Below are 17,315 nucleotides of genomic sequence, written 5' to 3'. Positions count from 1 at the left end.
CGCATGCCTCCCGTCGAGTCCGCCGCCGTCACCGGCCCGACCCCCGCAGCCGACCCCGCCGAGGCTGCCGAGGCCGCCGAGGTGGCCGTCCCGCTGCCCGCCCGCTACGGCCCCGGCGAGGCGGTCGTCCGCTACCGCCGACTGGGCACCGGCACCCCGCTCCTGCTGCTGCACGGCATCGGCCACCACTGGCAGGCCTGGGGGCCGGTGCTGCCCGCGCTCGCCGAACGGCACGACGTGATCGCCGTCGACCTCCCCGGCTTCGGCACCTCGCCGGCGCTGCCGCCGGGAGTGCCCTACGGGCTGGACGCGGTGGTCCCGGTGCTCGGGGCGCTCTGCTCCGCGCTCGGCGTCGAGCGGCCGCACGTGGCGGGCAACTCGCTCGGCGGACTGCTGGCGCTCGGACTCGGACGGGCCGGGCTGGCCCGGTCGGTCACCGCGCTCTCCCCGGCCGGGTTCTGGACCGAGGCGGAACGCCGGTACGCCTTCGGGGTGCTCGCCGGGATGCGCCTCGGCGCGCGGCTGCTGCCGGAGCCCGCCGTCGAACGGCTCTCCCGCTCCACGGCCGGCCGCACCCTGCTGATGAGCACCATCTACGCCCGCCCGGGCCTGCGCGCGCCCGCCGCGGCCGTCGCCGAGACGAGGGCGCTGCGCCGCGCGACGGGCTTCGAGGAGACCCTCGCCGTCGGCCGCACCACCCGCTTCACCGGGGACGTCACGGCCGCGCCCGTCACCATCGCCTGGGGCACCCGGGACCGCATCCTGCTCCGCCGCCAGGGCGTCCGCGCGCTGCGCGAGATCCCGGACGCCCGACTGGTCCGGCTGCCCGGCTGCGGGCACGTGCCGATGAACGACGACCCGGCGTTGGTCGCCCGGGTCGTCCTGGACGGCTGCGCCCGGGCGGAGGGCGGACGGCTCAGTCGGTCAGTGTGATCCGGATGCCGATCGTGCCGCGCTCGCCGCGCCGCAGCCGGCTGCCGAGCAGGGTGAGCACGCCCAGCAGGCCGTACTTCTGCCGCAGCAGCGTCCGGTAGGCCGCCGCCCGCTCGGGGGCGAGGATCTCGGCGGTCGCCGGGTACGCCTCACCGGTCGGGTTGCCCCGGACGTCGCACGGGCCGACCAGCACGTCGGCGCGGTTGCGGATCCGCTTGACCTTCCAGGAGTCGGCGACCGTCCAGATGCCGAGCGCCTCGCCGTCCCGGACCACCCAGACCGGGGTCGGCACTCCGGTGCCGTCCTTCTTGTACGTGGTGACCAGCAGATAGCTCCCGGCGGAGAGCCTGACGAGCCGTTCGAGGCGGTCCGGCGGCGGGGGCGGGGTGGCGGCGCTCATAGCCGGTGAGTCTAGGGCCTCCCCGGCCCGGGCACGGTCCGCCCCGTCCGCGGTCCGGGTCCGGGGGGAGGGCCGGGTCGCGTTCGGGCGGCGGGCGGGGTGGTGCGGTGAGGTCAGGGGGTGACGACGGGGAACGACTTGTCGGTCGTGGTGACGAGGCCGAACAGCCGGGTGAGCAGCCCGGGGTCGCCCTCGTGCTCGATGCCGGCCAGGCCCCCGCCCGCCAGCAGCCCGAGCAGTTGCGGTCGGGTGAGGGTGAGGGTCAGTCCGGCGGGGGTCCGGCGGCCGGCGTCGAGGGCGATGGACCGGTGGGTGAGGGCGCCGTTGCGCAGGGTCAGCCGGTACCGGCGCTGCTGGTCGGTGAGGACCAGGTCGATCGTCAGGTCCTCGTCCCAGGCGCGCGGGCCGTCGATGCGGATCGCGACGGAGTCCAGCAGCATCTCGACGGTCAGGGCCGTCACCAGCTCCGGGTTGGCCGCGTCCAGCTGGACCGTCCCGGGGCCCTCGCGCAGTTCGATCGCGGACATCAGGTAGAAGTTGCGCCAGGGGCCGTTCTCCGCGCCCTGGCCGAGCCGCCGGTAGACCGCCGCCAGGGCCTCCTTGGCGGCGGTGTCCGACGGGTCGGCGAAGACCACGTGGTTGAGCAGGGTGGCGGCGAACCGGAGGTCCCCCGCCTCGGCGTAGCCGCGGGCCTTGGCGAGCGCGGCCCCGGGCCCGCCGGCCACCTCGACGTACCGGACGGCCTGTTCCACCGGCGGGTGCTCCCACAGATGGGCCACGTTGCCGTCGAACCAGCCCAGGTAGCGCTGGTAGACGGCCTTGATGTTGTGGTTGAGCGAGCCGTAGTAGCCGCGCGCGTGCCAGCGCCGCTCCAGGCCCGGCGGCAGCCGCAGCTCCTCGGCGATCTCCGGCCCGGTCAGGCCGTCGTTCAGCCGGCGCAGCGTCTGGTCGTGCAGGTACGCGTAGAGGTCGCGCTGCTCGGAGAGGAACGCCACCACGTTGTCGTGGCCCCAGGTGGGCCAGTGGTGGGAGGCGAATGCCACGTCGTACCGGTCGTCGAAGTACTCGATCGCCTCGTCCAGGTAGCGGGCCCAGATCCGGGAGTCGCGCACGACGGCCCCGCGCAGCGTCAGGATGTTGTGCATGTTGTGCGTGGCGTTCTCGGCCAGGCACAGCGCCCGCAGCTCCGGGAAGAGGAAGTTCATCTCGGCCGGCGCCTCGGTGCCGGGCGTGAGCTGGAAGACGATCCGCACGCCGTCGACGGTCTCCTCCTGCCCGGTCCGGGTGATGTCGGTCGTCGGCGGGACGAGCGTGATGGTGCCGGTGGAGGTGGTCATGCCCAGGCCGGCGCTGATCTGGCCGTCCGGGGCCTTCGGCAGCCGGTCGCCGTACATGAACATGGCCCGCCGGGTCATCGCGTTGCCCGCGTACACGTTCTCGCTGACCGCGTGCTCCAGGAACCCGGTCGGGGCGATGACCGGCACGCCCTCCTCGGTGCCGCGGGGCAGCACGCCCCGGGCGCCGCCGAAGTGGTCGCCGTGCGAGTGGGTGTAGATCAGACCGGTGACGGGCCGTTCGCCCCGGTGCCGGCGGTAGAGCGCGAGGGCGGCGGCGGCCGTCTCCGCGGAGATCAGCGGGTCGATCACGATCACCCCGCGCTCGCCCTCGACGAGCGTCATGTTGGACAGGTCGAGGCCGCGCACCTGGAAGACCCGGTCGGTCACCTGGTAGAGGCCCTGCCGCGCGCACAGCTGCGCCTGCCGCCAGAGGCTGGGGTGGGCGGTGTCCGGGCAGTCGGCCCTGAGGAAGTCGTACGCGTCGTTGTCCCAGACCACGCGCCCGTCGGCGGCCTTGACCACCGCAGGGACCAGCGCGCCGAGGAAGCCCCGGTCGGCGTTCTCGAAATCCGTGGTGTCCTCGAAGGGCAGGGCAGTCATGCATCGCTCCGTTCCACAGGTGGGCGGGCTGCGGTGACCCGCACATTGCGCCATCAGAACACCGCGGAACGAATGCCGCATTTCGGACAGGTGTGCGGTCCGGGGTGGTGTGGCCCGGGGCCGGTGCGTCCGGGGGCGGTGCGGTCCGGGGTGGTGCGGCCCGGTCAGGTGCCCAGTCGTCGGCGCGCCGACACCACCGCCGCCCGCAGGGAGCGCGCCATCCGACGCCGGCCGCGCCCGCCCACGGCCGTCGAGCCGCCCAGCGCGGTGGCACCCGTCCGGGTGAACGCGAGCGGCGCCGCCGCGACGGCCACCGCCCCGGCGGTCGGCCCCGCAGCCGGACCGCCGTACCGGCGCCGGCGTGCCAGCGCCCGGCCGCCCGCCCAGAGCGCCAGCGCCCCGCACAGCGTGACGGCCGTCCAGCCGGCCGGGCCGAGCGCGTGGTCGGCCTGCTGGATCGCGCGCGGCAGGACACCCGTCGCCGGGGCCTCGGCGGGGGAGGAGGCGGCGGCGCCGGCCTCCTCCACCAACTGCCCGACCGGCTGGACCTTCCCCGCCGCCGCGAAGCCCCAGTCGAGCAGTCCGGCCGCCTCGTCGTACACCGTCGCCTGGGCCTCCGGGTGCATCACCGTCACCAGCAGCGTGCGGCCGCCGCGTTCGGCTGCGCCGGTGAAGGTGGCCCCGGCATTGGTGGTGTAGCCGTTCTTCACCCCGATCAGGCCGGGGTACTTGCCGAGCAGCCGGTCGGTGTTGGCGATGTCGAAGGCGGTGCGCTGCCCGGTCGTCTTGTCCACCCCGCCGGGGAAGCGCGCGGTGCGGGTGGAGCAGTACGCACGGAAGTCCCTGTTGCGCAGCCCGGCCCGGGCGAACAGCGTCAGGTCGTAGGCCGAGGAGACCTGGCCGTCCTGGTCGTAGCCCTCGGGGGAGACCACGTGGGTGTCCCGGGCCTGCAGCGACTCGGCGCGGGCCTGCATCTGGGCCACGGTCTGCGCCAGCCCGCCGTTCATGTGGGCGAGCACGTGCACCGCGTCGTTGCCGGAGCTGAGGAAGACGCCCCGCCAGAGGTCCTCCACCCGGTAGGGCAGGTTCTCCTTGATGCCGACGAGGCTGCTGCCCGCGCCCAGGTTCGCCAGCTCCGCGGGCGCCACCCGGTGCTCCAGCGAGCGGTCGAACTTGGGCAGCACGGTGTCCGCGAACAGCATCTTCAGGGTGCTCGCGGGCGCCAGTGGCAGATGCGCGTTGCGCGCCGCCAGCACCTCGCCGGTGGTCGCGTCGGCGACCAGCCAGGACCGCCCGCTCAGCCCGGTCGGCAGCGCGGGCGCCCCGGCCAGCGGCGCCACCTGGACGGCCGGACGGGCCAGCCGCGCGCCGCCGACCACGGCCGCCGCGTCCTGCCCGGACCCGACGGGCGCCGCGGTCCCGGAGGCCGCCGGGGCCGCGGCGGCCGGGCCCGGCGTGACCAGGGCGAGGACGGCGCAGGCGGCCGACAGCCGCCTGACGTGGTGTGACATCTGCTGCACACCGCGAACGTACCCGCGTCGCGCCCGCGCCGCCGCGCCCGCTGCTCCGTCCGGGCCCCGCGGCGGCGGCCGGCCGTCGGCGCCGGCGTAGGCCTCAGCGCACGTCCTGAGGCCGCACCGCCGCCTCGACGCCGTCGAGCAGGACGGCGAGGCTGGTGCGGAAGGTGTCGCGAGCCTGGTCCACCAGGTGGTCGGCGCCGCTCCCGGGGGCGGGTGCGGCGCCGCTCTCCAGCGCGGTCAGCAGCGGGAACCGCTCGGCGAAGTCCGGCGCCACCTCGGCCAGTTGGGCCGAGCGGGCGTACCACCACTCCTCGTCGGGCACCCCGGTGGCGGCGGCCGCCGCGCCGGCCTCGGCGGCCACCCGGGCCATCCCGCGGACGAACTGCCAGAGTGCGCCGACCACACCGCGCAGCAGCCGGGGCTCCAGCTCCGCCCCGTGCAGGATCCGCAGCACCGTCTCCATCGCGCCCAGCTCGGCCGGGCCCAGGGCCGGCCTGGCCTGCGAGACCTGGAGGACCCAGGGGTGGCGCAGGTAGAAGGCGTAGGCGTCCTCCGCCCAGGCGGTGGCGGCGGGGCGCCAGCCGGCGGCGGTGTCGTACCCGGTGGGCAGTTCGGCCAGCGCCCGGTCGTGCATCAGGTCGACCAGTTCGTCCTTGCCCGGCACGTAGGTGTAGAGCGCCATGGCGGTGCGGCCGAGGCGCTCGCCGACCGCCCGCATGGAGAGCGCACCCATCCCCTCGGCGTCGGCCACCGCGATCGCGGCCGCCACGATCGCGTCCACGCTCAGGCCCGGCTTGGGGCCGCTGCGGGCGGGGCGCGGTTCGTCCGGCCCGCCCGGGGCGCGCCAGAGCAGGGACAGCGAGCGGCGGGCATCGCCCTGTCCGGCGAACACGACCACGGTTGCAACTCCTTATGCCGTAAAGTAACCTCGTCCGGGTAACTCCTTATGCCGTAAGGTTATCAGTGGAGCCGAAACCGGAGGGTTCGACGGTGGAACTGCCCGTCACGTTCGTCCAGGTCGTCGAGGTCGCGCGGATCACCCCGCGGATGGCCCGCATCACCTTCGAGGCGCAGGCGCTCGACGACTCCGTCGGCCGCGCGCCCGACCAGCAGGTGAAACTCTGCTTCCCGAGGAGCGGACAGACGGCACCCGTCCTGCCGGCCGCGACCGCGGACGCCATGGGCTGGTACCAGGCCTACCTGGCCGTCCCCGAGGCCGAACGCCCCTGGATGCGGGGCTTCACCATCCGCCGCCGACGGCCCGGGACCCTCCTGCTGGAGATCGACTTCGTGCTGCACGGCGACACCGGGCCGGCGAGCGGCTGGGCGGAACGCGCCCGGCCCGGGGACCGGCTCGGCATGGTCGGGCCGTCCGAGCTCTACGCCCGGCCCGTGTCGCCGGCCGAGAGCGCCGCCGGGGCCGACTGGATGCTGCTGGCCGGGGACGAGACCGCGCTGCCCGCGATCGCCACCCTGGTCGAGGCACTGCCCGCCGGCGTCGGGGCGGTCGCCTTCATCGAGGTCGCGGACGCCGCCGAGCGGCAGGCCTTCGACACCCGCGCCGAGCTGACCGTCCACTGGGTGTACCGGGACGGCGCCGCCCCCGGCGGTCCGCTGACCGCCGCCGTCCGGGCCGCCGAACTGCCCGGCGGCACCCCGTTCGCCTGGCTGGCCGGCGAGGCGGGCGCCGTCCGGGCGCTGCGCCGCCACCTGGTCGAGGAGCGCGGACTGGCCCGGCAGGCCGTCGAGTTCGGCGGCTACTGGCGGTACCGGCTCAGCCAGGACGACGCCCCGACCGAGGAGGACCTGGCCGAGGCCCGGGAGCGGCTGGCGGCGGCTCAGGGCACGCCGTGACAAGCCGGGGCGGCCGGGCGGCGGACCCGCGCCCGGCCGCCCGTCGGCACGCGGGACGCCGACCCGTGATGAGGGCCCGTCGCGAGGGGCGGCCGGATCAGGCCGGGGCGGTGGTGCGGCCCAGTGGGAGGAGGTACTGGACGGGTTCGTCCAGGTCGTCCAGGGCGAGCAACTCGTGGGCCAGGTCGTCGTGGAGGCCGCCGAGCGGGGTGGTCGCGAGACCGAAGGCGGTGGCGGTGAGCAGCAGGGTCTGGGCCACGTGGCCGGCCTCCAACAGGCCCAGGCGCAGCGCCCGCAGGCCGTAGCGGCGGCGCAGGAGGCCGAGGTCGAGGTAGACGGCCAGCAGGGCGGGCGCGTCGTCGATGCCGACGAAGTCCGGGTCGTCGGCGCGGCGGGAGAGGTAGGAGGAGAGGGCCTTGAGTTCGGCGAGGGCCGGGGCCGGGCCGATCCGTCGCAGCGTGCGGTGCTCCGGTTCGCAGTGGTAGGTGCCGGCCGGAAGACCGGTCACGTCCCGGGCCACCAGGCGCAGTCGGACGGTGTAGAGGGCGCCGGCGCTGGGGTACGGCCGGTGCCGGCGGGTACGGGTGGTGCCGTCGGCGAGGGGCTGCCGGGACTCGTGGCTCGGGGCGTGCGCGGACCAGAGGACGCCGCCGAGGGTGGCCGCGGTGAGCGGGCCGTGCAGCGGGCCCCGGGCCGAGGTGCGGCCCTGCAGGGCCTCGGCCAGCGAGAGGTTCGGCAGGGGGTCGGCGGCGAGTGGGATCGCGAGCGGCCCGGGGCGGGCCGCCGGGGCGGGCGGCAGCTCGCGCAGGGTGGTGTCCTCGGGCCGGCCGATCTGGAACTTGCTGCGCTCCAGGTACTGGTGGTCGGCTGCGCGGTGGTCGGTGGGGAAGAAGGTCGGGGCGTCGTCGGTCTCCAGGAGGCTGCGGGCGGCGAGGCGGCACACGGCGCGTTCCTCGTCCGGGCCGACGCCGAGCCGGTTGAGCAGCATGTGCAGCTGGGAGGCCCAGATCCAGGGCAGCCGGTGGGCCTGGTCGGACGGCACGGCGGCCCGCATCCGGGTGTCGGCGGCGCGGACCTGCTCGGCCCACTCGGCCAGCCAGGGGGCGGCGGTGCCGGTGTCGAGGCCCTCGCGCAGGGCGCGGGCGCGGCGGGCGAGGGCCTGCCGCTGCAGGGCGAAGACGGAGTTCACCCGGGTGTGGACGGCGCTGCCGGGCAGCGGCTCGAACTCGGTGGTCCAGCGCCAGGAGGCCGCGTGGCGCCGCAGCCACTGGCCGGCGGCGAGTTCGTCCAGGCCGAGTGCGTGGGCGGTGGTGTGGGCGAGGTCGAGGGCGAGCGGCAGCCGGGCCGTCGGCTCGGGGGTGGCCCGCAGCGCCCGGACCGCGGCGCGGGAGGAGTGGACGAACACCTCCTCGGCGATCGGGAGCGCGGCCGGGCCGCCGTAGCGCTCGGTCTCGGGCCGGTAGGGCACGGCCTGGACCTCGCCGTGGCGGGAGGGCCAGGGGCCGTCGACGGCGGTGCGGCCGGCGGCGAGCCGGGCGAGGGCGGCGGTGAGCTCCTCGGCCGGGGGCCGGGCGGCGGGTGTGCCGCGCAGCCGGATGCGCAGGTGGGGGCCGCCTTCGCCGTAGCGGATGAAGAACCAGTGGGCACCGGGGTGTTGCCCGGTCAGGTCGTCCAGCAGGGGGGCGAGGTCGTCGGTGAGGAAGGCGTCGGCGTCCTCGCGGGTGGTGTGCAGGGCGAGGTGGAGGCTCTGCCAGGCCTCGGTGGCCGCGGCCTCGGGGGCGCCGGGGTGCTGGTGGGTGGTCATGAGGTCCTCACGAGGGCGGGCCGGGGGTCTGGAGCGGGGGTGGTCGGGAGCGGGCCGGCTGCGGCGCCGGGGCCGGGGGCGGCCGGGGTCACGGGAACGGGTGCGGGTGGAGCGGGAGTTCGTCGTGGCGCAGCGGGCGGTCGGTGCGGCCGAGCCGGTGCGGCACGTCCAGCAGCCGGGGCAGGCCGAGGGTGCGGCGGTTGACGTGGCCGAAGGTCATCGGGAGGGTGCCGGGGACGATCACCTTGGCGCAGTGCAGGCCGAGCCGGTCGCGGACGCCGGGTTCGTCCTGGGTGACCACCACGACCTCCAGGCCCTCGGCGGCGAACCGGTCGACGGTGCCGTCCAGGAGCCGGGCCAGGTCGGTCACCGGTTCGGGTGCGCCGGGCCAGCGGGCCTGCCACGGCGCCTCGGGGCCGGGGGCGAACAGGAAGTCGAGGCGGGGTCCGGCCTCGGGCAGGGTGTTGAGGCCGACGTGGTCGTCCAGGGTGATGACCAGCTCGGGCCGGTCCAGCATCGGGCGCAGCCGGGCCGGGTCGCGCACGCCCCCGGGGCCGTTGGGCCGGTGGGCGGCCTCCTGGACGTTGGTGACGACCTCGGCGACCGCGGACCGGATCGCCGCCCGCGGGTCGTGGTGGGCCCCGGCGGCGAGGAAGGCGCGGGGGGCGCGGGGGTGGCTGCCCTGGTAGCGGCAGAGGGCGATCACCGCGGGGATGCCGAGGTCGTTGGTGGCGTCGAGCAGGGTCAGCCGGTAGCCGAGGAGGGTGGCGCGGTCGGCGAGGTGGGCGACCTCGGGGTCGTCGGTGGGCACGGTGACGGCGGGCAGCGGAAGTCCGGCGTACCAGGCCATCAGAAAGGCATCGCGTTCGGCGACCTCGAACAGGCCGTACAGGGCGGCCTCCTGTGGGCTGTTGCCGAGTCCGCAGCCGTTGGAGGACTCGTAGACCACGCGTGGACGCGGCCGGTCCGGCGTGTCGGGGACCTCCCAGTAGGCGACGTGCTCGGGTACGGCCAGGGCGCGCCCCTGGGTGAGCGACCAGCCGTACACCCAGTCGAGGACGAGGTCCGGTGTGTAGGGGACGGTGCGGCGGTCGGGGTGGCCGTGGTGGGCGGGGTCGGGCAGGCCGAGCCGGGCGGGGTCGACGGCCTTCTGCGGGCCGAGCTCGGCGTAGCCGGCGCGCAGGACGGTGCGCCGCCCGGTGGGGCGCATCCCGGCGAACCGCTCCACGCCCTCGAACAGGGCGATGCGTTCGCTGGTGCGGAAGTCGCGGGCCCGGCCGTAGCCGCCGGCGTCGATGAGTCGGCCGTCCGTCACCCAGGCGGTGGTGAGGGCGAAGGCGGAGTCCTCGGTGCGGAAGAGCCTGCGGACCGGGCCGAAGCGCTCGTCGAACAGCTCGGCGCGCAGCCGGTCCGGGCCGGTGCGGTCGTTGGCGCCGCGCAGGACGGCGGGGTCGGGCAGCGGCCGGGGCCCGGCGGGCGGCCGGGCGGCATCGGCGCGGTCCGCCGGCAGGGGGTGGCAGACCGGGCAGCCGCCGACCGGGCGGACGCGGTGGGTGGACCAGGTGGCGCGGTTCCCGTGGACGATGTGCACGGTCGCGCCGGGCGGGGCGGGGGCCGCCTTCGCGGTGAGCCGGTCGGTGGCTGGCAGATCCGTGGCGGGCAGGTCCGTGGTGGGCAGGTCCGTGGTGGGCAGGTCGGTGGCGGGGAGATCCGTGGCGAGCAGGTCTGCCGCGAGCAGGGCGACGGCCTCGGTCAGGGCCGGGGTGCCGGTGCCGCCCAGGGCCAGCCGGGGGCTGTGCCAGGGGACCCGGCCGCCGGCGGTGGCCAGCCGCTGGTACTCGGTGCAACGCAGGCACGCGGCGGCGCGGGGGTGGAGCACCGGGCCGATCACGGTCAGGGCCCCGTCCTCGCGCACCGGCACGAACCGCACCGGGTGCTTCAGGGCGTGGCGGCTGAGCTGTTCGGCCAGGTCGAGGGTCCAGTCGGTGAGGTGGACGAGGGCGGTGCCCGTGGTGGTCGCCAGGGCGCCGGCCGGGTCCAGGACGGGTGGGGTCGGGGCGGGTGGGGTCGGGGCGGGGGCGGCTGAGCTGGGGGCGGCCGGGGCGGGTGTGGCCGGGGCGGGTATGGCCGAGGTGGTCATCGGTGCCCTCCGGAGGCGGCCGGGATCAGGACGGTGAAGCCGCAGGCGCGCAGCCCGGCGGCCACGGGGTGGTCGGGTGCGCCGGTCGGCCGCCAGAGCGCGGTACGCAGGCCGGTCAGGCGGTCGAGGGCGGCCCGCAGATCCGGTTCGCGGTCCGCGAGAACGGTCAGCCAGTGGTCGGTCCAGCCCTCGTCCGCCCACTCGGCGGGCCGGATCCCGGCGGCGGCGAGCGGGGCGCAGGCCCCCGACAGGGCCGTGTGGTGGGCCGCACCGAGGGCGAGGTCGGCGGCAGTCGCGCGGGTGAGGGCCGCGAGCGCGGCGAGGGCGGCCGCGTCGGCCGCGGTGGCCTCCACCGCCCGGGCGGGCGGGCCGGCGGAGGTCCGGACGGTCGCGAGGAACACCTCCTCCGATCCGAGCCGCCGGACCGTCATGGCGGCCTCGGGGCGCAGTCGGCGGAGCGTGGTCCACCAGTGCCGCGCCTGGGGGTGGTCGTGCCGGCCGTCCTCGGACAGCGCCGGTCCGGTCTCGGCGGGCAGGGCGAGGGCGGCACGGCGCAGCGCGCGCCCGAGGGCGTGCTCCGCGGTGGCGCCGACCACCGCGCCCTGGGCCCCGACCCCGGCCGCGGCTCCGGCTCCGGCGGACGGGGCTGCGACCAGGTGGAGTTCGGCGGACCGGCAGACGGCCTCCAGCCGGGCCAGGTCCGTCCGGACGGCCCCGGACACCAGGGTGCCGGCCGGGATGCGGCAGGAGACCAGTGCGGCGGGCAGTTGGGGCAGGCTGCCGGCCATGGGGGCGTCGAGTGCGCCGAGGCGCGGGTCCCCGAGGGCGTCGGCGCGGCGCAGCGCCTCGGCGAGGTCCACCGGGGCGGGGGCGTCCAGGGGGTGGCCGGGGGCTGGGGGACCGGCGGCCCAGGGGTGGTAGTCGGCCCGGGGCGGCCGGGCCTGGGCGAGCAGGACGGCGGGGCGGCCGGTCAGCAGGCGCGGGTCCTGGTCGGGGTCGGACGGATCGGGCAGGCCGGTGACGGCACAGAGCAGGCGCTGGGCGGCGGCCCCGGCGAGGAGCGCGAGCAGGGCCGGCGGCGTGCCGGGCACTGCGGGCGCGTCGGCGGGCGCGTCCGCCGGTGGGTCGGTCGGTTCGTCGGTCCGGCGGAGGCGGGTGGTGAGGGCCTCGGCGTCCGCGAGGGCCCGGGCCGGGTCGGCGGGTGCGGTGACGAAGCCGTCGTCGGCGTCCACCACCACGGCCACCGGCGAGGTGGCGGCAAGGGCCAGCACCCGGTCGGTGGGCAGGCCCTCGTCGACGGTGATCTCGGGGGTGGTGCCCGCCAGGGTGAGGGCACGGGCGAGGGCCAGGGCGAGCGGATGGCCGGGGAGTGCCGCGGTGATCACCGGGCGCGCGGCGGCGAGGGCCCGGGCCGCCTCGGCCGGGCTGGTGGCCACCGAGCCGGGCCAGGGCGGGAGTTCGACCCCGTCAGGGTGCTCGACCAGCAGGTCGTGCTCGCGCAGCCGGGCGGTCAGGGCGGTGAGCGCGGCCTCGACCCGGGGGTCGGCGTTCGGCCCGAGGCCCGGGTCGGCGCCCGGGTCGGTGCCCGGATCAGCGCCCGGAGTCTCACCGAGCCGGTCGCGGAGCAGCTGCCACAGGGCCGGGAGCGCCCGGCTGCCCTCCAGCGTGACGATGCCGTCCCGGCCGCGCAGGTGCAGCCCCGCCTGCAGGGGTGTCGCGGCGACCCCCGGGCGCAGCCTTGGCCGTGCGGACGGCGTGGACGGCGTGGACGGCGTGGACGCTGTCGGGGTCGGGGACGCGGACAGGCCGGCCGATGGCGCTGTGGACGGTTCGGCCGGCGGCGCGGTGTGCGGCCGGGCGCGGTCGGCGCTCACGCGGACCGCTCCACGGCGTCGACCACTGCGCCGAGCCGGTCCCGCCAGTCGTGGCCGGTGACCTCCGGTACGGCCTGCACCACCAGATGGGCCGCGAGGTAGCGCTCCAGCGGCTGGACGTCGCAGATCGCGAGCAGGCGGTAGAGGGCGTTGGTGCAGGCGCGGTAGATCAGATAGTCCGGCCGGCTCCACATCGTCCCCTGGGGGTCGGAGCGGCTGAGCAGGCGGTGGAACTCGCTGTAGCGGGTGCGGGCGTCCCGGTCCCAGCGTTCGGCGGTGGCTGGATCGCCGAGGGCGGCGGCGCGCTCGCGGTACTCCTGCGGGTCGCCGCCGAGTTCGGCGCCGGCCGCCAGCCGCGCCGCGGTGAGCTGCCAGGCGTCGGCGGACCACTGGGCCCAGACGCGTTCCCAGCCGTCCGTCGCGCCGCCGGCGATCCGGGAGACCAGGGCGGTGACCGTCGGGCGGGTGGCCTGCCGGCGCTGTTCGAAGGCCGCGCGCAGCCGCCCGTGCGGGTCGTCGTGGACGAGGAAGTCCTCCAGGTGCGAGACGTAGGAGTAGTGGCCGCCGACCAGGCCGTCCGGGTGGGCGCTCGCATGGGCGGTGAGTGCCGCGACGGCGAGCCGGACCCGGGCGGCCGGGGCGTCGCCGTGCGCGCCGAGGACGTCGCAGGCGGAGCGCAGCGCGGGCAGGCCCAGGCGCAGCAGGTCGTCGCGGAGCGCGAGCCCGTCGGCGCCGAGCAGAGCGCGCAGGGAGGACTGGTCGACGGGCTCGACACGGACGGTGTTGTCCGGTACCAGCGGGCCGTACGGCGGGGCGATCAGTTCCGCGCGGCCGGCCGCGGCGGCCTGTTCGAGCAGCTCGTGCTCGGTGAGGTCGGCGACCGAGGGGTGGGTGCGGGCCCGGTCGCGCAGGGCGTCGGCGGTCCGCTCGGCGGTCGCGGTGACGAGCTCGGCCGGGCCGCGCAGCCGCAGCCGCACGTGCGGGCCGTGGAGCCAGTGGCGTTCGACGTGGACGGTCAGCCCGGACGCGGCCGCCTGCTCGGCGAGCGGCAGCACGGCCTCGCGCAGCAGTGGGGCCTTGCTGGGCTGGCGGTAGTAGAGGACGACGTCGCGTGCGGTGCTGTCCGGCGGGCCGCCGGCCGGGTGGCTCATCGGGTGTCTCCTTCGCGAACGTCGGGCGGACCGGTCGGGGCCGCGGTCGTCGGGCTCGGGCTCGGGCTCGGGCTGGGGCACGGGCTCAGGCTGGGGCTGGGGCGCTGGCGCGGGGCCGAGATCGCCGGGCTCGGATCGGGGCGGCCGGTCACGGCTGCGGGCCGGGTCGGGCGGGCCGGGCCGGGCGGTAGGCCTCGACGACGAGTTCGACCGCGTGGCGGGGGCGGTCGTGGCCGCCGGCGGCGGGCAGGGCCTCCTCCAGGACGGCGCCGCCCGGGTGGCGGGTGAGCCATTTGGCGAGGCAGCGCAGGTGCAGGGCGTTGCCGAGGTCGAGGGCCTGCGGCTTGGGGGCGTTCAGCCGGGCGAGGAAGTCCTCGACCGGGCGTCCGGCGGGCGCGGCGGGCACGGGGTGCAGGAAGAGCCGGTCGGGCAGGTCGAGCAGGGCGCGCCAGCGGGCGGCGGTCGCGACGGGGACCTCCTGGTCGGCGGCGAGATCGGCGCGCAGGGCGTCCAGGACCGGGGCCGGCAGGTGCCAGCGGCGGCGGGCCAGGACCAGGTGGCGGTGGCGCAGCCGGGGGGTGCGGACCACCTCGCCGCCCGGGGCCGGGAGGGTCCGGCGGGGCAGCAGCGGCCGGAAGTCGACCACGCCGTTCGGGTGGTCGGCGAGGAGCGGGCCGATCCGCTGGGGCAGCATGACGGGCGCGAGGAAGCCGAGATAGAGGACGTCGAGGAGTTCGCCGGTGGCGCGCAGCCGCAACCGCAGCTGGTCGCCGACGGGGTCGTGGACCAGGTCGAGGTCGTGCTCGGCGAGGGAGGTCCAGCGCCGGTCGGGGCCGATCTCGTCGGCGAGCAGCAGCGGGTGGAGGTTGGCGTTGAAGCCGCCGACAGGCCGGATCTGGGCGGCCCTGGCACCGTCCCCCAGCCCGTGCCGGATCTGCCGGGTGACGGCGTCGGCGGCGCCCGGGGCGGTGGTGTCCAGGAAGCGGCTGGTGAACCTGCCCCAGCCGCCGTAGACGTGGTTGACGCAGAGCAGCGCGTCGGCGTGGTCGCGCTGGACGAAGTAGGAGTAGCTGAGCGGGCGGGCGGCCGTCCAGTCGGGCAGCCGGGCGGCCAGGTCGCGGACCAGGTCGGCGGGCAGGACGACCTCGGGGCCGTCCCCGGCCGGACCGGTGGCGATGAACTCCCTGCGAAGGGCGGTGAGTTCCTCTCGCTCGCCGGGGATCCGGGCGGGGTCGGCGGGCCGGCCGGCGTCCTCCCAGGCGGCGGCCAGTTCGGCGCCGAACTCCCAGGGGTGGGGACAGCTCCCGCCGGGGCCGTAGCGGGCGACGAAGCGGTCGCGGGCGGCCCGGCGCATCAGGTGGCCGAGGTCGAACAGCTCGGCGAGCGCGGTGAGTTCGCCGAGCGCGGCGTGGTCGGCCTGGTCCAGGAGGCGGTCCGCGGGCAGTGCTCCGGGGGCGACGACGTCCTCGCTGAGCACGGTGAGCGGGGCGGCGTCGGCCGGGACGGGTCGGCCGGTGTCGGCGAGGAGCCGGTGCCAGTCCGCGCCGAGGGTGGCGAGCAGGGCGGGGCGCCGGTCGGCCGGGGTGGTGGCGAATCCTGCCGTGGCGTCGGCGAGTTGATCGATCCGGTCGGCGAGGTCGGCGTCCTCGGGCCAGCCGCGGAGCCAGTCGGCGAGCCGCCGGAGCGGGGCCCGGTCCTGCGGGTGGACGGGGTCGGACGGCACCAGCAGTCCGGTCTCGGTCAGCCGGTCGACGAAGCCGGTGACGGAGGGGTCGCCGGGCGGGCGGCCGAGCGCGGTGGCGAGCTGTTCGGCGAGCAGGGCGCACGGTGCGGGGTCGGCGGTGAGTGCGGCGAGGACGTCCAGCGGTGCGCGGGCGGCCAGTTCGACCTTCTCCTCGCGGGTGACGAGGTGGCGGCCGCCGGCGAACAGGACCTGGCTGCGGGCGTAGTGGGCGCGGCCGTCGGCGACCCGGGCGCTGCTGGTCATCCGGTGGGGCAGGGCCCGGCGGCGGCGCGGCTCCGCGAGCAGGGCTTCGGTGAGGGCCCCGACGAGCGTCCGGTTCTCCCTGACCACCGCGCGCAGGGCCGCTCGGCCGGTGGCGGGGGCCGTGGCAGCAGCGGTGGCGGCAGTGGTGGCATCGGTGGTGGTGGCGGCCGTCGTGTCGGCAGCCCAGCCGACGGTGGTGAACCAGGAGAGCGGGCTGGTTTTGGAAGCGGCCCGCAGGGCGTGCCGCAGCACGGTGGGCTCCTCCTTGCGGGCCCGGCGCCCGCCCTCGCCCCGGCCTGCGGTGGTCACGGCGCGCAGCAGGTCGGCGCTGGTGAGGGCGATGGCGCGGGTGAAGTCGGGTGAACGGCAGAGTGCGGCGAGCGCGGCGCGTTCGGCGGCCAGGGCCGGTGGGGTGGCGAGCTCCAACTCGTCGAGCAGGTCGGTGCGGCGCTCCTGCAGGGCGAGCCAGTCGGCGAGGCGGGGCACCCGGGCAGGAAGGTCGTCGAGCCGCTCCAGCAGGGCCACGCCCGGCGTGCGCCCGTTGTACAGGGCGCGGCGCAGCGGCAGCACGACCTGGCGGTGGAACTCCTCGGTGTGCGCGGCGCGGCTGGCGAAGAGGTCGTCGCCCAGGGCCGGGCGCAGCGCGGCCTCCTCGGCCTCGACGGCGGTGAGTCGGTCCACCAGGACGCGGAGCGCGGCGGCGGCGGCCGACTGGGCGGGCAGCGGGAGCGCCGTGGTGCGGATCAGCGCGTACGGGGCGGTCCTGGCCGGCGGTACGCGCACCGCGGCGGCGGACTGGGCGGGGTACGGCATGGCGGGGCTCCCGTCGGGCAGTGGAGCACGGCCGGTCCCGGGTGGGGACCGGCCGTGCGGGGACGCGCTGTGCCTGGAGGGCGTTCGGCGTGGCGCCGTCGCGCGACGCCGTGGCGGTCAGCCGGTCGAGGTCAGATCCCTCGGGGGCGAGGACTGGACCCGATCAATCGCCCTGATGATCAACGGTCGTGACGACTCGTCAGGCCTGGACGTCCACGACGATGTTCTGCTGCGCACAGGAGGACGAGGCCTGGCAGGAGCAGGAGCCCCACGAGGCGCCGTTCTCGGGCAGCGCGGCGGTGTCGCGCAGCGCGGTCACGGTGAGCTCGCTGAGGTCGAGGTCCTGCAGGTCGAAGCCCTGGTCTGCGGTGAAGTCGGACATGGTGTACTCCCTTGGTAGGCAGTCGAGGCCGAGATGCGCCTGACGGGATGGATGGGTCGGGGCATGCCGGAAGTCCGGTGGAAACGGGCCCGGGCCGGGGTGTCCGGCGGCCTGTCGGCGAGTCTAGGGCGGCCGGTTAGAGCCTCGGCAGAGCCCGTCGGCAGATTGGCCGGTTGCCTCCGCAGCGGCCCGGAGCGTCGCCGCGGCGGCGCCGGAGAGCTGGCGGCAGGGAGTCCGGTCGGCCGGGAATCCGCGGCTTTCCACCCGGGGTGCCGCATATGACCAGGTCAGGTACCGGCGTCGGGTCGACCTCAAGGACCGTTCAAGGAGGGCTTGTTGACCCGTTCATGAGCATGCGTCGCGCTTGCGGCGGCGGGGTAGGGCGGGCACCCGAACGGCGTCCGCGGGCGATAGGGAATCAGTCAGTCGGCAAGCGGATCGCAAGCGTGTCGCAAGCCGGCGGCGCCCGGCCGGGGTTGGGGTTCGGCTGCCCCGGGTCCGCCGGCCGGCTGCTGCCCGG

The 17,315-nt window shown here is 76.8% G+C and carries 12 protein-coding genes; 2 read left to right on the top strand and 10 right to left on the bottom strand.

Annotated features, from left to right (window positions below; genetic code table 11):
- Positions 1–3 precede the first annotated feature (3 nt).
- Positions 4–933, top strand: a complete 930-nt coding sequence (locus ACFVVX_RS28840; protein WP_387949737.1) for an alpha/beta fold hydrolase — start codon at positions 4–6, stop codon at positions 931–933.
- Here ACFVVX_RS28840 and ACFVVX_RS28835 read toward each other — a convergent pair.
- The 4 genes from ACFVVX_RS28835 to ACFVVX_RS28820 all read right to left on the bottom strand — a co-directional run bounded on the left by ACFVVX_RS28835 (position 917) and on the right by ACFVVX_RS28820 (position 5,688).
- Entirely contained in the window at positions 917–1,333 is a 417-nt protein-coding gene (locus tag ACFVVX_RS28835) for a PPOX class F420-dependent oxidoreductase (RefSeq protein WP_387949735.1), read from the bottom strand. The two genes, ACFVVX_RS28840 and ACFVVX_RS28835, sit on opposite strands and share 17 nt — an antisense overlap.
- Positions 1,334–1,446: 113 nt before the next feature.
- Positions 1,447–3,270 (bottom strand): alkyl/aryl-sulfatase, encoded by a 1,824-nt coding sequence (locus tag ACFVVX_RS28830; protein WP_387949734.1) that lies wholly within the window; start codon positions 3,268–3,270, stop codon positions 1,447–1,449.
- Between the two features lie 164 nt (positions 3,271–3,434).
- Positions 3,435–4,781: a D-alanyl-D-alanine carboxypeptidase family protein gene (locus ACFVVX_RS28825; protein ID WP_387949764.1), complete on the bottom strand. Its 1,347-nt coding sequence runs from the start codon at positions 4,779–4,781 to the stop codon at positions 3,435–3,437.
- 103 nt (positions 4,782–4,884) lie between these two features.
- Positions 4,885–5,688: a TetR/AcrR family transcriptional regulator C-terminal domain-containing protein gene (locus ACFVVX_RS28820; protein WP_387949732.1), complete on the bottom strand. Its 804-nt coding sequence runs from the start codon at positions 5,686–5,688 to the stop codon at positions 4,885–4,887.
- A 92-nt stretch (positions 5,689–5,780) separates the two neighbouring features.
- On the opposite strand from ACFVVX_RS28820, the gene ACFVVX_RS28815 reads away from it, so the two are divergent.
- Positions 5,781–6,644, top strand: coding sequence for a siderophore-interacting protein (locus ACFVVX_RS28815; RefSeq protein ID WP_387949731.1), 864 nt, complete (start codon positions 5,781–5,783; stop codon positions 6,642–6,644).
- A gap of 97 nt (positions 6,645–6,741) precedes the next feature.
- Here ACFVVX_RS28815 and ACFVVX_RS28810 read toward each other — a convergent pair whose 3' ends face one another.
- From ACFVVX_RS28810 to ACFVVX_RS28785, 6 genes are all read right to left on the bottom strand, one after another.
- A complete protein-coding gene (locus ACFVVX_RS28810) occupies positions 6,742–8,448 on the bottom strand; it encodes a thiopeptide-type bacteriocin biosynthesis protein (protein WP_387949730.1) in 1,707 nt (568 codons plus the stop codon).
- An 88-nt stretch (positions 8,449–8,536) separates the two neighbouring features.
- Positions 8,537–10,588: a TOMM precursor leader peptide-binding protein gene (locus tag ACFVVX_RS28805; protein WP_387949728.1), complete on the bottom strand. Its 2,052-nt coding sequence runs from the start codon at positions 10,586–10,588 to the stop codon at positions 8,537–8,539.
- Complete coding sequence (locus ACFVVX_RS28800; RefSeq protein ID WP_387949726.1) at positions 10,585–12,462, bottom strand: hypothetical protein; 1,878 nt, start codon at positions 12,460–12,462, stop codon at positions 10,585–10,587. The genes ACFVVX_RS28805 and ACFVVX_RS28800 overlap by 4 nt, the downstream gene beginning before the upstream one ends.
- Positions 12,459–13,613: a lantibiotic dehydratase C-terminal domain-containing protein gene (locus ACFVVX_RS28795; RefSeq protein WP_387949724.1), complete on the bottom strand. Its 1,155-nt coding sequence runs from the start codon at positions 13,611–13,613 to the stop codon at positions 12,459–12,461. Before ACFVVX_RS28795 ends, ACFVVX_RS28800 begins: the two co-directional genes overlap by 4 nt.
- A gap of 148 nt (positions 13,614–13,761) precedes the next feature.
- A complete protein-coding gene (locus ACFVVX_RS28790) occupies positions 13,762–16,413 on the bottom strand; it encodes a lantibiotic dehydratase (protein WP_387949722.1) in 2,652 nt (883 codons plus the stop codon).
- Between the two features lie 199 nt (positions 16,414–16,612).
- Entirely contained in the window at positions 16,613–16,795 is a 183-nt protein-coding gene (locus tag ACFVVX_RS28785) for a thiazolylpeptide-type bacteriocin (RefSeq protein WP_387949720.1), read from the bottom strand.
- Positions 16,796–17,315 lie beyond the last annotated feature (520 nt).

The organism is Kitasatospora sp. NPDC058170 (assembly GCF_042883905.1).
Taxonomy (GTDB): domain Bacteria; phylum Actinomycetota; class Actinomycetes; order Streptomycetales; family Streptomycetaceae; genus Kitasatospora.
This window is presented reverse-complemented; position numbering and strand designations above follow the sequence as displayed.

What these genes read in the sequence shown, in the direction of transcription:
- ACFVVX_RS28840 (WP_387949737.1), top strand. Translation starts at nt 4, where the DNA reads ATGCCTCCCGTCGAGTCCGCCGCCGTCACCGGCCCGACCCCCGCAGCC.
- ACFVVX_RS28835 (WP_387949735.1), bottom strand. Translation starts at nt 1,333, where the DNA reads ATGAGCGCCGCCACCCCGCCCCCGCCGCCGGACCGCCTCGAACGGCTC.
- ACFVVX_RS28830 (WP_387949734.1), bottom strand. Translation starts at nt 3,270, where the DNA reads ATGACTGCCCTGCCCTTCGAGGACACCACGGATTTCGAGAACGCCGAC.
- ACFVVX_RS28825 (WP_387949764.1), bottom strand. Translation starts at nt 4,781, where the DNA reads ATGTCACACCACGTCAGGCGGCTGTCGGCCGCCTGCGCCGTCCTCGCC.
- ACFVVX_RS28810 (WP_387949730.1), bottom strand. Translation starts at nt 8,448, where the DNA reads ATGACCACCCACCAGCACCCCGGCGCCCCCGAGGCCGCGGCCACCGAG.
- ACFVVX_RS28805 (WP_387949728.1), bottom strand. Translation starts at nt 10,588, where the DNA reads ATGACCACCTCGGCCATACCCGCCCCGGCCACACCCGCCCCGGCCGCC.
- ACFVVX_RS28795 (WP_387949724.1), bottom strand. Translation starts at nt 13,613, where the DNA reads ATGAGCCACCCGGCCGGCGGCCCGCCGGACAGCACCGCACGCGACGTC.
- ACFVVX_RS28790 (WP_387949722.1), bottom strand. Translation starts at nt 16,413, where the DNA reads ATGCCGTACCCCGCCCAGTCCGCCGCCGCGGTGCGCGTACCGCCGGCC.
- ACFVVX_RS28785 (WP_387949720.1), bottom strand. Translation starts at nt 16,795, where the DNA reads ATGTCCGACTTCACCGCAGACCAGGGCTTCGACCTGCAGGACCTCGAC.